Origin of the sequence: Mycobacterium sp., from assembly GCF_025965855.1 — a bacterium.
Classification (GTDB): domain Bacteria; phylum Actinomycetota; class Actinomycetes; order Mycobacteriales; family Mycobacteriaceae; genus Mycobacterium.
In genome coordinates this window covers 1-12691 of record NZ_JAOPWB010000256.1, presented here as the reverse complement: position 1 = coordinate 12691, position 12691 = coordinate 1, and the positions used below count along the sequence as shown (strand labels likewise).

General features: G+C 66.5%; 16 protein-coding genes, 1 tRNA gene and 2 pseudogenes. 12 read left to right on the top strand and 7 right to left on the bottom strand.

Going from position 1 to position 12691, the window contains the following annotated elements; translation table 11 throughout:
* From pgeF to JWP83_RS21900, 6 genes are all read left to right on the top strand, one after another.
* On the top strand, window positions 1-421 hold a 421-nt coding region (gene pgeF, locus JWP83_RS21925), incomplete at its 5' end, for a peptidoglycan editing factor PgeF (RefSeq protein WP_297734700.1).
* A complete protein-coding gene (locus tag JWP83_RS21920; protein ID WP_297734697.1) occupies window positions 418-1203 on the top strand; it encodes a YggS family pyridoxal phosphate-dependent enzyme in 786 nt (261 codons plus the stop codon). The genes pgeF and JWP83_RS21920, both read left to right, overlap by 4 nt.
* Window positions 1204-1268: 65 nt before the next feature.
* Window positions 1269-1922: a cell division protein SepF gene (locus JWP83_RS21915; protein WP_297734694.1), complete on the top strand. Its 654-nt coding sequence runs from the start codon at window positions 1269-1271 to the stop codon at window positions 1920-1922.
* A gap of 106 nt (window positions 1923-2028) precedes the next feature.
* Window positions 2029-2319 (top strand): YggT family protein, encoded by a 291-nt coding sequence (locus JWP83_RS21910; RefSeq protein ID WP_023364806.1) that lies wholly within the window; start codon window positions 2029-2031, stop codon window positions 2317-2319.
* Window positions 2320-2569: 250 nt separating this feature from the next.
* The gene (locus JWP83_RS21905; RefSeq protein WP_297734657.1) at window positions 2570-3373 is read left to right on the top strand and encodes a DivIVA domain-containing protein; all 804 of its coding nucleotides are present in this window, start codon (window positions 2570-2572) and stop codon (window positions 3371-3373) included.
* 94 nt (window positions 3374-3467) lie between these two features.
* Window positions 3468-3836, top strand: a complete 369-nt coding sequence (locus JWP83_RS21900; protein ID WP_297734654.1) for a hypothetical protein — start codon at window positions 3468-3470, stop codon at window positions 3834-3836.
* A 17-nt stretch (window positions 3837-3853) separates the two neighbouring features.
* Here the strand turns inward: JWP83_RS21900 and JWP83_RS21895 are convergent.
* Window positions 3854-4576: pseudogene (locus JWP83_RS21895) on the bottom strand (phosphoribosyltransferase); the annotation flags it as partial.
* Window positions 4577-4820: 244 nt separating this feature from the next.
* Here JWP83_RS21895 and JWP83_RS21890 point away from each other — a divergent pair.
* The 3 genes from JWP83_RS21890 (at window position 4821) to JWP83_RS21880 (ending at window position 5869) form a co-directional block, all read left to right on the top strand.
* The gene (locus JWP83_RS21890) at window positions 4821-5147 is read left to right on the top strand and encodes a PadR family transcriptional regulator (protein WP_297734651.1); all 327 of its coding nucleotides are present in this window, start codon (window positions 4821-4823) and stop codon (window positions 5145-5147) included.
* Entirely contained in the window at window positions 5144-5524 is a 381-nt protein-coding gene (locus JWP83_RS21885) for a hypothetical protein (RefSeq protein WP_297734649.1), read from the top strand. The genes JWP83_RS21890 and JWP83_RS21885 overlap by 4 nt, the downstream gene beginning before the upstream one ends.
* A gap of 117 nt (window positions 5525-5641) precedes the next feature.
* The gene (locus JWP83_RS21880; protein ID WP_297734647.1) at window positions 5642-5869 is read left to right on the top strand and encodes a hypothetical protein; all 228 of its coding nucleotides are present in this window, start codon (window positions 5642-5644) and stop codon (window positions 5867-5869) included.
* Window positions 5870-6206: 337 nt separating this feature from the next.
* On the opposite strand, the gene JWP83_RS21875 is transcribed toward JWP83_RS21880, so the two are convergent.
* Both JWP83_RS21875 and JWP83_RS21870 read right to left on the bottom strand, forming a co-directional pair.
* Window positions 6207-6785 (bottom strand): alanine-zipper protein, encoded by a 579-nt coding sequence (locus JWP83_RS21875; protein WP_297734644.1) that lies wholly within the window; start codon window positions 6783-6785, stop codon window positions 6207-6209.
* A 423-nt stretch (window positions 6786-7208) separates the two neighbouring features.
* A pseudogene (locus tag JWP83_RS21870) lies at window positions 7209-7673 on the bottom strand (TenA family protein).
* Between the two features lie 249 nt (window positions 7674-7922).
* On the opposite strand from JWP83_RS21870, the gene JWP83_RS21865 reads away from it, so the two are divergent.
* A complete protein-coding gene (locus JWP83_RS21865; protein WP_297734641.1) occupies window positions 7923-8183 on the top strand; it encodes a hypothetical protein in 261 nt (86 codons plus the stop codon).
* 111 nt (window positions 8184-8294) lie between these two features.
* Here the strand turns inward: JWP83_RS21865 and JWP83_RS21860 are convergent, their stop codons facing one another.
* The 3 genes from JWP83_RS21860 to JWP83_RS21850 all read right to left on the bottom strand — a co-directional run bounded on the left by JWP83_RS21860 (window position 8295) and on the right by JWP83_RS21850 (window position 9756).
* Window positions 8295-8447: a hypothetical protein gene (locus JWP83_RS21860; protein WP_297734638.1), complete on the bottom strand. Its 153-nt coding sequence runs from the start codon at window positions 8445-8447 to the stop codon at window positions 8295-8297.
* 444 nt (window positions 8448-8891) lie between these two features.
* Complete coding sequence (locus tag JWP83_RS21855; protein ID WP_297734635.1) at window positions 8892-9383, bottom strand: hypothetical protein; 492 nt, start codon at window positions 9381-9383, stop codon at window positions 8892-8894.
* Between the two features lie 287 nt (window positions 9384-9670).
* Window positions 9671-9756 (bottom strand) — tRNA-Leu (locus JWP83_RS21850).
* Window positions 9757-9879: 123 nt separating this feature from the next.
* Here JWP83_RS21850 and JWP83_RS21845 point away from each other — a divergent pair.
* On the top strand, window positions 9880-11226 hold the full coding sequence (locus JWP83_RS21845) for a M20/M25/M40 family metallo-hydrolase (protein WP_297734632.1): 1347 nt from the start codon (window positions 9880-9882) through the stop codon (window positions 11224-11226).
* A gap of 32 nt (window positions 11227-11258) precedes the next feature.
* Complete coding sequence (locus tag JWP83_RS21840) at window positions 11259-11789, top strand: YbhB/YbcL family Raf kinase inhibitor-like protein (RefSeq protein WP_297734629.1); 531 nt, start codon at window positions 11259-11261, stop codon at window positions 11787-11789.
* A 217-nt stretch (window positions 11790-12006) separates the two neighbouring features.
* On the opposite strand, the gene pyrD is transcribed toward JWP83_RS21840, so the two are convergent.
* A partial coding sequence (gene pyrD / locus JWP83_RS21835; protein WP_297734626.1) for a dihydroorotate dehydrogenase (quinone) occupies window positions 12007-12691 on the bottom strand: 685 nt, incomplete at its 5' end.

Here is a 12691-nt window from a genome sequence, read left to right as displayed (position 1 = left end):
CGCCGACTGCGTGCCGGTGCTGCTGGCCGACGCGCGCGCCGGCGTGGTCGCCGCCGTGCACGCCGGTCGCATCGGCGCGCAGCGCGGGGTGGTGGCCCGCGCGGTGGAGGCGATGCTGGCGCTCGGCGCGCAGGCCGGCGACATCTCGGCGCTGCTCGGGCCGGCGGTCAGCGGTCGGAACTACGAGGTGCCCGCCGCGATGGCCGACGACGTCGAGGCGGCGTTGCCGGGCAGCCGGACCACCACCGCGGCCGGCACCCCAGGACTCGATCTCCGCGCCGGAATCGCTTGCCAGCTACGCGATTTGGGTGTCACGGCGATCGACGTCGACCCGCGCTGCACGGTGGCCGATCCGACCCTGTTCAGTCATCGCCGGGGCGCGCCGACCGGTCGGCTGGCGTCGCTCGTCTGGATCGAGTGACCGCAATGGCGGTGGGCATGCCGGCCGGGGGAGACCGCGAAACGGAATTGACACTTGCATTGGCGGCGGTGCGTTCGCGACTTGCGGCGGCCGCGGATGCGGCGGGCCGCAATGTCAGCGAAATTGAACTTCTCCCGATTACCAAATTCTTTCCAGCAACCGATGTTGCGATTTTGTCTCGATTGGGTTGTCGGTGCGTTGGCGAATCTCGCGACCAGGAAGCCGCGGCGAAGGTCGCCGAAGTCGCGCGGCTGGCCAGTAGTTCGGCGCGGGTGGACTTACGGAATATGCACTGGCACATGGTGGGCCGCATTCAGCGCAACAAGGCGCGGTCACTGGCCAAATGGGCGCACACCGCGCACTCGGTCGACAGCACGCGGCTGGTGACCGCGCTCGATCGGGCGGTGTCGACGGCGCTGTCCGAGGGCCACCGGCAGGAGCCGCTGCGGGTCTACGTCGAAGTCAGCCTCGACGGGGACGTGTCCCGCGGCGGCGTCGACATCACCGGGCCCGGCTCGGTCGACCAGGTCTGCGCGCAGGTCGAGGAGTCCAAAAGCCTGAAACTGCTGGGATTGATGGGCATCCCGCCGCTGGACTGGAACCCCGAGCGGGCCTTCGACCTGCTGCGATCGGAGCAACGCCGGGTGCTCGAATCGCACCCGGACGCGCTGGGCCTGTCCGCCGGCATGTCCGACGACTTCGAACTCGCCGTCAAACATGGTTCGACATGTGTGCGTGTCGGTACCGCGCTATTAGGTCCGCGGCGGTTACCGTCACCGTAAGTAGTCACTGTAGTCACACCTTCATCACAGACACCAATAATCCCAGGGGCTAGAAGGGTTAAGCGATGAGCACACTGCACAAGGTCAAGGCGTACTTCGGTATGGCTCCGATGGAGGACTACGACGACGAGTACTACGACGACCGCGCGCCCTCCCGCGGCTTCCCCCGTCCGCGCTTCGACGAGGGGTATGGCCGCTACGAAGGCCGTTTTGAAGGGCGTGACTACGACGACCCCCGCGGTGAGCCGGCCGACTACCCGCCGCCCAGCAGCTACCGCGCCGGTTACGCCGAGGAGCCGCGGTACGGTCCCCACCCCCGCGAGTTCGACCGTTCCGAGATGAGCCGCCCACGCCTCGGGTCGTGGTTGCGGAATTCCACGCGGGGGGCGCTGGCGATGGACCCACGCCGGATGGCGATGCTGTTCGAGGAGGGCAGCCCGCTGTCGAAGATCACCACGCTGCGGCCCATGGACTACACCGAGTCACGCACCATCGGCGAGCGGTTCCGCGACGGCACCCCGGTCATCATGGACCTGGTGTCGATGGACAACGCCGACGCTAAGCGGCTGGTCGACTTCGCGGCCGGCTTGGCCTTCGCGTTGCGCGGCTCGTTCGACAAGGTCGCGACCAAGGTGTTCCTGCTGTCGCCCGCCGACGTCGACGTCTCGCCCGAGGAGCGTCGCCGGATCGCCGAAACCGGCTTTTACGCTTACCAATAGGTCCGGCCGGCCGTGAGGCCCACGTGAGGTGTGTGCCCGCACTCCGGAATCGGTACGCTGGCGCCTGACATTCGGGTCTTCTCATCGGTAAGGTCGGGGCTTCCAGTTGGTGCTGTTCTTTCAGATCCTTGGGTTTGCGCTGTTCATCTTCTGGCTGCTGCTCATCGCCCGGGTCGTCGTCGAGTTCATCCGCTCTTTCAGCCGCGACTGGCGTCCGACCGGGCTTACCGTCGTGATCCTCGAGATCATCATGTCCATCACCGACCCTCCGGTGAAACTGCTGCGCCGGCTGATCCCTCAGCTCACCATCGGAGCGGTCCGCTTCGACCTCTCGATCATGGTGCTGCTGCTGGTCGCATTCATCGGCATGCAATTGGCGTTCGGCGCCGCGGCGTGAGCCATGCGATGACCCCGCGGCGAAGCCGGGAGACGGTTCGGCCACGTTTTAGCATCGGTTCGGCGGCCGCGATTTAAAAAACTTTAAGGTTTGGATTTTATTGGTCTTAGTGTTTGAAATTGGTTCTTAATTATTGGCCTAATCGGCTACCGCCGGTTCCGGTGTGACAGGATGGACGCCAGTTGCACGACGGCAACCACTCCGTTCTACACTTTTCAGATCGTTTGACAGGAACTCGAGGGGACGAACAATGCCGCTTACACCAGCCGACGTCCACAATGTGGCGTTCAGTAAGCCGCCGATCGGCAAGCGCGGTTACAACGAAGACGAGGTCGACGCCTTCCTCGACCTGGTGGAAAACGAGCTGACACGGCTCATCGAGGAGAACTCCGATCTGCGTCAGCGGATCGAGGAACTGGACCACGAGCTGGCCGCCGGCGGCGGCGGTGGCGCCGCCCAGCCCACCCAGGCGATTCCCACCTTCGAGCCCGAGCCCGAGCCGGTCAAGCCGGTGCCGGTCGTGGCGGCCCCGCCGCCCGCGGCACCCTCGGGAACCAACGAGGAGCAGGCCATGAAGGCCGCCCGGGTGCTGAGCCTGGCCCAGGACACCGCCGACCGGCTCACCAGCACCGCCAAGGCCGAATCCGACAAGATGCTGGCCGACGCCCGCGCCAATGCCGACCAAATCCTGAGCGAGGCCCGTCACACCGCCGAGACCACGGTCACCGAGGCAAGGCAGCGCGCCGACGCGATGTTGGCCGATGCCCAAAGCCGCTCGGAGACTCAGTTGCGCCAGGCCCAGGAGAAGGCCGACGCGCTGCAGGCCGACGCGGAGCGCAAGCATTCCGAGATCATGGGAACCATCAACCAGCAGCGCACCGTGCTGGAAGGCCGCCTCGAGCAGCTGCGCACCTTCGAGCGCGAATACCGCACCCGCCTCAAGACCTACCTGGAATCCCAGCTCGAGGAGCTCGGCCAGCGTGGGTCGGCGGCGCCCGTGGACTCCAGCGCCGATGCCGGTGGGTTCGATCAATTCAATCGGGGGAATAACTAGCCTGGCTATCGTGCCGGGTACTCGCCAAGCTTTGATTCGGCACATTAACCTGCACTAGACCCGGCAGTCCCGCTCGTCGCCTGGAGGATGACCGATGCTGATCATTGCGCTGGTACTCGCCCTGATCGGGCTCGTCGCGTTGGTGTTCGCGGTGGTCACCAGCAACGAGCTTGTCGCATGGGTGTGCATCGGCGCCAGCGTCCTGGGCGTGGTGCTGCTGATCGTCGACGCGCTGCGGGAACGCCAGCGGCGCGACGTCGGCGGCGACGCGCGCGACGCTGAAGACGCCGACGAAGCCGGGGACGACAAGGACGCGTTGGTCGACTACCCCGAAGAGGTCCCGGAGGAGGGCGGACAGCCCGCCGCCCAGGACACAACCGTCGACGCGTCGTCGCAGGGTCTCGAATCCAGTGCGGAGTCGGCCGTACCCGCCGATGGCCGCGGCGACGACCGGGCCAAGTAGCCAGTCGAAAAATATCGTCAGCGGGTCGGCGTAGTGAGCAGCTCGCGGACCTCATCGTCACTGACCTGGTGAAAGTCGGCGTAGACCTGTCCGACGGCTTCGAATCCGGGCGGCATGGTCGCGCATACCACGTCGTCGGCTTCCTGCGCGATCTCGCGGCAGGTCGACGGCGGCCCGACCGGGACCGCGACAATTATTGATTTGGGGGTCGCCTCGGGCCTAGCGGCCCGCAGGGCGCGAACGGCGACCAGCATGCTGGCGCCGGTGGCGATGCCGTCGTCGGCCAGGATCACGATCTTGCCGCTCGGGTCGGCGATGGCACGCCCGCCCCGGTACGCCTGCTCGCGCCGGTTGAGTTCGGCCGTCTCGCTGGCAATCACCTCGCGGACCTGGTCGTCGCTGATGTGCAGGCTGGACACCACGTTGTCGTTCATCACGACCCCGCCGCCGCTGGCCAGCGCGCCCATCGCCAGCTCCGACCAGCGCGGGACCCCGAGCTTGCGGACCAGGAACACGTCCAGCGGGGCGTGCAGCGCCGCGGCGATTTCCCACGCCACGGGGACGCCGCCGCGGGCCAGCCCGAAGACCAGCACATCGCCGTTTTCGGGGTCCTTTTGGCGGTAGGACGCAAGCTCCTCGGCGAGCACGCGTCCGGCTTCACGGCGGTCGCGGAACGTGCGCATCGCCGTTCGCCGGAGGAAGCCGCTCGGAGGATTCATGGGTCGCATCCCAGGCTACTGGCTTTTCCCCAGCCTACGAGGGCCCGGGAGGTTCGGAAACGGCGAACGGGTTGTCGACCTGAGGTCTGAATAGGTCGTGCCGCGCCGCATTCATCGGGACCGTCGCGAAGTCTGTTGCGCGGCAGGTTAATTCGCAGCGCCGCTCCCTTGTCGGGCTGTTGGTGGTGCGCTGGATCGTGTGTCCCTCTCGGCGCGAGGCCCCCAGCGATTGCCCTAGTACGTCGCACGTACTAACTTGACCGGTGTGGCAAGGCCGAACGATCCTGGCGTGCTGATCCTGACGAGCCTGGCTTCCGGGCCCAAGCACGGGTATGCGCTGGCGCGTGATATCGAGGCGTTTTCCGGCGCGGCACTGGGTCCGGGAACGCTGTACGGGGCGATCACCCGCTTGGAAGAGCGTGGCCTCATCGAGCCCCTGGAACAGGACGAGCGGCGCCGGCCGTATCGGTTGACGGCGGCCGGGCGTGTCGAGCTTGCCGCGGCGGTGCGCGAATTGGGCGCGATCGCCAGCGAGGGCAGGCGGCGGTTGGGCATGCCGTTGCGCGCCCCGCGGCCGGGCTGGTCGGGATGAACGCCGACGACGCGCGGCGGGCGCTGCGCTGGTATCCGCCGGCGTGGCGCCGCCGCTACGGCGAGGAGCTGGTGGCCTTGCTGGAGGACATGTTCGGCGACGAGCCGCTTTCCGTTCGCTGCCGGATGTCGCTTTTTGGGTCAGGCACGATCGAGAGGATCCACGAGATGAGTCGGCGGTTTCGCAACACCTACACCGGCTACAGCATTGCCTGCGCGATTGTGTGGGCCGTCATCTTGGCCGGGGTTTCGGCGACGGCCGGCAGCGCCACCCGGCACACGTTGATGCTGGTTTTCGGGGGATGGTGGATCGGGTGGCTGTCGGCGACGATCGCCAGGGCTGTCTACCCGCCGCCGAAGCGGCGCGTCGGGCCGTAAACCGGTGTCCGAGGGGGGACTTGCCCACTAACCCTACGCATCGATTTGAGCTCCTAGGAGGGACTTTTACGGGTGCCCTATCCCGTTCGTTTGCCCCACCGCTCCGGGCGGAATCTTTTGGAGCCCGCTAAGGTTCCGGACACCGTCAAGCTGGGTGCAGCGCCGAGACTTGTGGCCAAGGACAAGCGCTATCCTTCCGACCTGACCGACGCCCAGTGGGAGCTGATCGAGCCGTTGGTGCCCACCCCGCAAGGGCGGGTGGCGTCCGGCGATGCATTCGCAGCGCCGGATCGTGGGTTGGGTGTCACGAATGCGTATTCGCAGGTGGCGGGCATGCACGTATAAGTGCGGACCCAGCCGAACTGGTCTTCAATCGCCTTGTAAGCGAGCGGTCGTCAGTTCAATCCTGATAGCGGGCTGCGCCAAAACACGCGCTATCCTTAATGCTATATCGATGCCAATTTCGTTGTGCCGGTTGGCAGATCGGGGATCGCATAAAGTTGACGCCGCGGGGTCTGGCAGACTCAAACCCCCGCGGTTCTTGCCCCAGGTCGCCGAGGGCCGGTTCGTCCACCTCAACATGGTGGCGTCCACTGCGGCACACCGGCTTAAGTGGTGATCGGAGGGCAGACCGGCGGGCCACTATCTCGGCGTGGCCCGTCGACCTTCTGCCCCGGTGGCGCTAAACGCGCTGAAGTTGCTGCACGTTTTGCCGAACCTGCTGGGCCTGCTGCTCGGCCTGGCTGGCCAGCTCATAAGACCGGGTGGCCTGGTCTTCGGCTGCCTGCGCCTGCTGGTTGGCCTGTTCGGCGTTCTCCTGGGCGTTCTGGGCGCGCTGGTTGGCCTGCTGGGCCTCGTTCTGCGCCTGCTGTGCCTGCTGAGCCGCCAGGTTGGCCTGGCTCTGCGCGTTCTGCGCCCGGGTGTTGGCCTGGCTGGCTTCGTTCTGGGCCTGCTGGGCCTGTTGCGCGATCTGCGTGCCCTGATTGGTCGCCTGCATCGCGGCCTGGTTGGCCTGGGAGGCCTGGTTCTGCGCCTGCCGTGCCTGATTCTGCGCCTGCTGGGCGTGGCTGCGGGCCTGTTGGGCCTGCTGGCGCGCACCGCGGGCCTCTTGCTGGGCTGTATCGACCCGGTCCTGGAGCCGGGCCACGTCCTGACTGATGTGTTCCCTGGCGGACAGCTCCCTCAGCGCACGACTGTCCTGATCCCGGCCAGCATCCTCGCGCCGTCCCTCTTCGGTGATTTGACCTGGTTGTGGTGCCATTTGACTGATTCCTTTCTTGTTAGGAGTCGCTCCTTTCTTGTAGGAGGGGCGTCTCCCTCGGAATAGAGCCTGCGCTTGATTCGGCGCACGTGTCAACCCCCGCTCGAGCTTGAAATATGGTGTGCGGCAAACTAATTAGCGCTCCTGAGCACCACGGCACACCAGCCTCCGGAGGAGGGTGACCCTGCTTTTCGTGAAGGCTCTGAAGCCCCGCCTTCTTTTGGCTTTCATCTGGCTTTCATCGAATCGACTTGGACCAGGCCCTTGATGGCCCGCGCTGTCACGACTGTCCGTGGCCATGAGAAAGTCCCCACGGACATCACACAGGACGGCCAGGCGGTCGTGATCACCGCCGTAGCGGTCGAGCAGGCCCTCTAGACGTCGGGCCAGGGCCTCGAACTGCGGGCTGGAGTAGGTCATCACTCACTCGCGATAGGGACTGTCGGGTTTTGTCTGGGCGGCCAACTGCTGGCCGAGGTAGGCGTAAAGGCGCATGCACGGCGTCATCGCCGCCGCGATGTGACCAACCGGCTCCAGCGCAGCGACCGCCAACAAGAAGTTGGTATACGCCGCGGTCGCCGGGTCTGCCGCTTGGTGAAGGTCGACGTTCCAGCGGTCCGCGTAGCCGCGGTGAAGGCGAAGCGCGGCGGCGGCGGCGTCGAGCAGCTACCTGAACGCGATCAGCCCGTCTTGCTCGGGGCTCTTGGCCAGAGCCAAGGCGTAGGCGCGGCTGAACGCATCGAGGAAGGCGGCGTCTTGTCCCACGTAGTAGGCGAACGTAGCTGGGGTCAATTCTCCCGACGTGATGCCCTGGACGAACGGGTGCTCCAGCGCGGCCTCCGCCAGGACCCGGTTCCGGTGCCATAACGAGTCGGCAAGCGAGGCCACCAACCAAGCCTAAGGCTCGCCAAGGCCTCGACATCGACAACCGAGGGCGTCGACGACCCGAATCGCAGCCAACGCTCGGAGCCATGGATTGAGCCGGATCGTCAATCGGTGGGCCTAGTCGATGCCGTGAGCCTGGTAGGGGAGCCGGTGCGGCGGGGTGGTGGTTATGGACCATAAGCCCGGACGGCGTTAGCTGGTCGTGCTCTAATTGCGTCACTATTTTCACGTGCACAACCTAGGGTGACGACGATGGAAAGACGGAGGAAAGGCGCTAGCGGGACGGCTGGCGATACCGGCGATAGCCGCGTGGCGGTGAATGTGCGGGTGCGGGTATCTCCGGGGACGGACGGCGAGGTCGGGGGGACTGTGGTCGAGGATTTCGGCGATCTGGCGGGGCACGCCGAGGATATCGGTGAGAACCATATAGTTGGTCCCGCGCGGAGATGGGCGGTGGCGCTCGACGCGGGCGGTTTGGTTTTCGTCGACAGCGACCAGTTGGTCGCCGAGTAGTTTTAGCTGTCGCGGTTTACCCGCCCTCGGGCGACCATCTTTTCCAGTTGCGGCGGCGCTATCGGACACTAGGGTGCCAGCCAGCGTGCAGAACCCCAGATCGCACGTTAGTCAACGATCCGACTGCTCGATCTCGTCAAGCTGTCTGTCGAGGTCCGTTAATTCGATTGCCAGACGCCGCAATTGGCGTGCGACGGCTGCGCGCCGCTGCTCAAGCAGCGCGCGGCGCTCTTCGCGGCCCATGTTGTGTGCGTCTGTCTGCATGGTGGTCGCTCCCCGTGGTCTGGCTGTGAAGTCGCAGACACCCGGAAGTGTGCGGCTGGTGCGCTGACCTGGCCAGCTCGCGCCGCGACAGACAGCACAATTGACAAAGAACCGACACCGACCCGTGACCGGGCACCCCGTCAGCGGCACCGACCGACCGGCTCAGTGCCCGCAGACGCGTGTGTCGCTCATCTTCGATGCCGTGGTCTGCGGCTCTGGCACCACGGGTCTGCACACCGTGGTGTCCACGGCGACACGTCACGGACCATCGTCTCGTTGCCGTCCCATGGGGTGATGGTCTGTGAGATAAGTTCTGATGGACCCCCGCACGTTTCGCAGAAATGGTCCGGGTCTGGCCGAGTGTGAATCTGAAGCGGCATGGCGATGCCTGTCTCCTGCTAATCACCGATCGACCGCGGCGGCGTTCACAAGCCGCTGGAGATCTCAGCCGGGCAGGGATAGCGAGCGGCTCGGCTTGCCGACCGTGATGCTGGGCATGGTCACGGTGATGGACGCAATCCGGAGGACGCCCGGCGTCTGCACGGGCTCGGCCTCGATCACGGGTGGGCTTCCCCCTCGGGAAGGACGGACCGTTGCGAGGACGCTCCGCACGACACCGGTCGGGGTCCGCGCCGAGTTTTGGATCTGTTCAAGCGTCCGGAAGACCGTATCGAAATTATCTGCCTGCTGTGCGGTGCTGACCGCTCCGACGACTGGCCGCATCGATCGCAGCAGGAAGACCACCTCCTCAAGCAGCTCCTCGGTGAGCCGAAGGATGTTGAACGTGGTCCTCGCGACTTCGATCGGCACGGTGACGGTGCCAACGGCGACTCGAACCGGTCTCCCCGCCGCCCCAACCACCTTCTGGCACGTGTCCTCGATCATTTTGCCGGCCGAAGCCGCTCGCCGGGGCAGGAAGCTGGAGGTGAATGTCACAATCGACCCTCTCCGGGCAGGCATCTTGGTTGACGCCGAGGGTACCTTCGATAGCCGGCCAGCGCGCCTCCGCGCGATCGGGGTGGTCGTTCGGCCATCCGGTCAGCCGCAGAAGCAGCTCGTTGATCGCGTTCTCAAGGTCCACCTGCTCGGCCGCTCATCGTCCGGCAGGCGCGGCGATAGTTCGATGGTCACGCGCCAAGCCTATGGAGTCCGCCAGGGCTCTACAACGCCGCCGCCAAGATCGTCGGCGTCTCGATTCGTCCGTCGGGTAGGGGTAGTAACCGTGTCCGAGGGGGGACTTGAACCCCCACGCCCATTAGTAGGGCACTAGCACCTCAAGCTAGCGCGTCTGCCATTCCGCCACTCGGACAAAACCAACGAAAGTTGGCAGCTAAGGCTAGCGGATCGGCCCGCGCAGACCCAACCCAGCTCGCCGACGGCTGAGGCTCCGGACCCGAGCCCATCGGACCCCGCAGTGGTAGGAAAGGTGGTTGTGACCGCCGACATCGAACTCCCGATCGATCCCCGCGACGATGTGGTCCAGATTGTCAGCAGGTTGATCCGGTTCGATACCACCAATACCGGCGAGCCCGAGACCACGCAAGGCGAGGCCGCGTGCGCGCGGTGGGTCGCCGAGCAGCTCCAAGAGGTCGGCTACCAACCGCAATACGTCGAATCCGGCGCGCCCGGGCGGGGCAATGTGTTCGCCCGCCTCAGGGGCGCGGACAGCTCGCGCGGCGCCCTGCTGATCCACGGGCATCTCGACGTGGTGCCGGCCGAGCCGGCCGAGTGGACCGTGCACCCGTTCTCGGGAGCGATCCGCGACGGCTTCGTCTGGGGCCGCGGGGCGGTCGACATGAAGGACATGGTCGGCATGATGATCGTGGTCGCCCGGCAGTTCAAGCGGGCGGGCATCGTGCCGCCACGCGATTTGGTGTTCGCGTTCGTCGCCGACGAAGAGCACGGCGGTCACTACGGAGCGCAATGGTTGGTCGCCAATCGGCCGGAGCTGTTCGCCGGGGTCACCGAGGCGATCGGCGAAGTGGGCGGGTTCTCCCTGACGGTGCCACGCCGCGACGGGGGCGAACGACGGCTCTATCTGATCGAGACCGCCGAGAAGGGGCTGGCGTGGATGCGGCTGACCGCCCGCGGTCCCGCCGGGCACGGTTCGATGGTGCACGACCAGAACCCCGTCACGGCCGTCGCCGAGGCGGTCGCCCGGCTGGGGCGGCACCGGTTTCCGTTCGTGGGGACCGACCCCGTCGAGCAGTTTCTGGCCGCCGTCAGCGAGGAAACCGGGCTGACTTTCGACACCGAGTCGAAAGATCTGGCGGGGACGATCGAAAAGCTCGGCCCGATGGCCCGCATGCTCAAGGCCGTCCTGCACGACACCGCCAACCCCACCATGCTCAAGGCCGGATACAAGGCCAACGTCATCCCGACGACGGCGGAGGCGGTGGTGGACTGCCGCATCCTTCCCGGCCGGAAGGCGGCGTTCGAGGCCGAGGTCGACGAGCTGATCGGCCCCGACGTGACCCGCGAATGGATCCGGGACCTCCCGCCGTATGAGACCACCTTCGACGGTGACCTGGTTGACGCCATGAACGCCGCCGTGCTGGCGCTCGACCCGGACGGCCGGACAGTGCCCTACATGCTTTCCGGTGGGACCGACGCGAAAGCCTTCGCGCGCTTGGGTATTCGCTGTTTTGGCTTCAGCCCGCTGCGGCTGCCGCCGGATCTGGATTTCGCCGCGTTGTTCCACGGCGTCGACGAACGGGTACCCATCGATGCGCTGAGGTTCGGCACCGAGGTGCTGGCACACTTCCTGACACACTGCTAGTCGATAAAAGATTGAAACGAGAGGGACCGCCCATGAGCCTGCCGCCCGATCCGTACGACGCGCTGCCCAAGCTGCCGTTGTTCAGCCTGAATTCGAACTCGATCACCAACGGGCAGCCGCTGGCCACCCCGCAGATCAGCGGGATCATGGGCGCCGGCGGCGAGGACGTCAGCCCGCAGCTGAGCTGGTCGGGGTTCCCGGAGGAGACCCGCAGCTTCGCGGTCACCGTCTACGACCCGGACGCCCCGACGCTGTCCGGGTTCTGGCACTGGGCGGTGGCCAACTTGCCCGCCGACGTCACCGAGCTACCCGACAATGCCGGCGACGGCAGCGAACTGCCGGGCGGGGCGCTGACTCTCGTCAACGATGCGGGCATGCGCCGGTACGTCGGCGCCGCGCCGCCTCCGGGCCACGGCCCACATCGTTACTACGTCGGGGTGCACGCCGTGGACGTCGAAAAGCTCGAGCTGTCGGAGGACGCCAGCCCCGCGTTCCTCGGGTTCAACCTGTTCCAGCACGCGATCGCGCGGGCCTACATCCACGGCACCTACGAACAGACGTAGCGCCCTCATGCGCGAGAGTGCAACTGCCGACGGGTTCACTCGGGAAACGCGTCGGTAGTTGCACTTTCGCGGTAGCGAAGACTCGGCGTCGAGGCTCCGTTGCATCCCGATAACCGGCCCGTATGTCGGCGCTACGCCGCTGAGATCGACCGCGGACCTGCCGAGTGTGGGCCGGGCCAGTTAGAGCCCCCACGGGCGGACGACCAAGCCGGGCGGCCTAGCCGGGCGGCAGCCCCGGTTTCGGGGCTGCCGACCCGACCGCGTCGCTGAGCGAAGCGAACCCACCGTCGTGCAAGCGGCGGGCGATGCCGTCGTGAATGTGCTTGGGCCACAAGCCGCCTCCGTAGATGAAGCCGGTGTAGCCCTGCAGCAGCGACGCGCCCGCGGTGATCCGCTCCCACGCGTCGTCGGCCGTCTCGATGCCCCCCACGCTGATCAGCACCAAGCGGTCGCCGACCCTGCCATAGAGCCGGCGCAACACCTCGACGGCCCTGCGTGCCACCGGCGGCCCCGAGATGCCGCCCCCGCCCAGCGTTTCCACCCCCCGTGTGCGCAGGCCCTCGAGCGACACCGTGGTATTGGTGGCGACGATGCCGGCCAGCCCCAGCTCGACGGCCAGGTCCGCGATGTCGTCGACGTCGGAATCGGAGACATCGGGTGCGATCTTCACCAGCACCGGTGTTGACGTCGGAAAGGCTTCCAGGAGGACGCCCTGAAGGATGGGCCGCAGCGACTCCACCGCCTGCAGGTCGCGCAGCCCCGGCGTGTTCGGGGAGCTGACGTTGACCACCAGATACGACGCCAGCGGCCCGACCAGCCGGGCGCTTGCCCGGTAGTCGCCGACGGCGTCGGCGGCCGAGGCCGCCTTCGTCTTGCCGATGTTGACCCCGATCGGCACCTCG

What these genes read in the sequence shown, in the direction of transcription:
- JWP83_RS21900 (WP_297734654.1), top strand. Translation starts at nt 3,468, where the DNA reads ATGCTGATCATTGCGCTGGTACTCGCCCTGATCGGGCTCGTCGCGTTG.
- JWP83_RS21915 (WP_297734694.1), top strand. Translation starts at nt 1,269, where the DNA reads ATGAGCACACTGCACAAGGTCAAGGCGTACTTCGGTATGGCTCCGATG.
- JWP83_RS21885 (WP_297734649.1), top strand. Translation starts at nt 5,144, where the DNA reads ATGAACGCCGACGACGCGCGGCGGGCGCTGCGCTGGTATCCGCCGGCG.
- JWP83_RS21905 (WP_297734657.1), top strand. Translation starts at nt 2,570, where the DNA reads ATGCCGCTTACACCAGCCGACGTCCACAATGTGGCGTTCAGTAAGCCG.
- JWP83_RS21875 (WP_297734644.1), bottom strand. Translation starts at nt 6,785, where the DNA reads ATGGCACCACAACCAGGTCAAATCACCGAAGAGGGACGGCGCGAGGAT.
- JWP83_RS21840 (WP_297734629.1), top strand. Translation starts at nt 11,259, where the DNA reads ATGAGCCTGCCGCCCGATCCGTACGACGCGCTGCCCAAGCTGCCGTTG.
- JWP83_RS21865 (WP_297734641.1), top strand. Translation starts at nt 7,923, where the DNA reads ATGGAAAGACGGAGGAAAGGCGCTAGCGGGACGGCTGGCGATACCGGC.
- JWP83_RS21860 (WP_297734638.1), bottom strand. Translation starts at nt 8,447, where the DNA reads ATGCAGACAGACGCACACAACATGGGCCGCGAAGAGCGCCGCGCGCTG.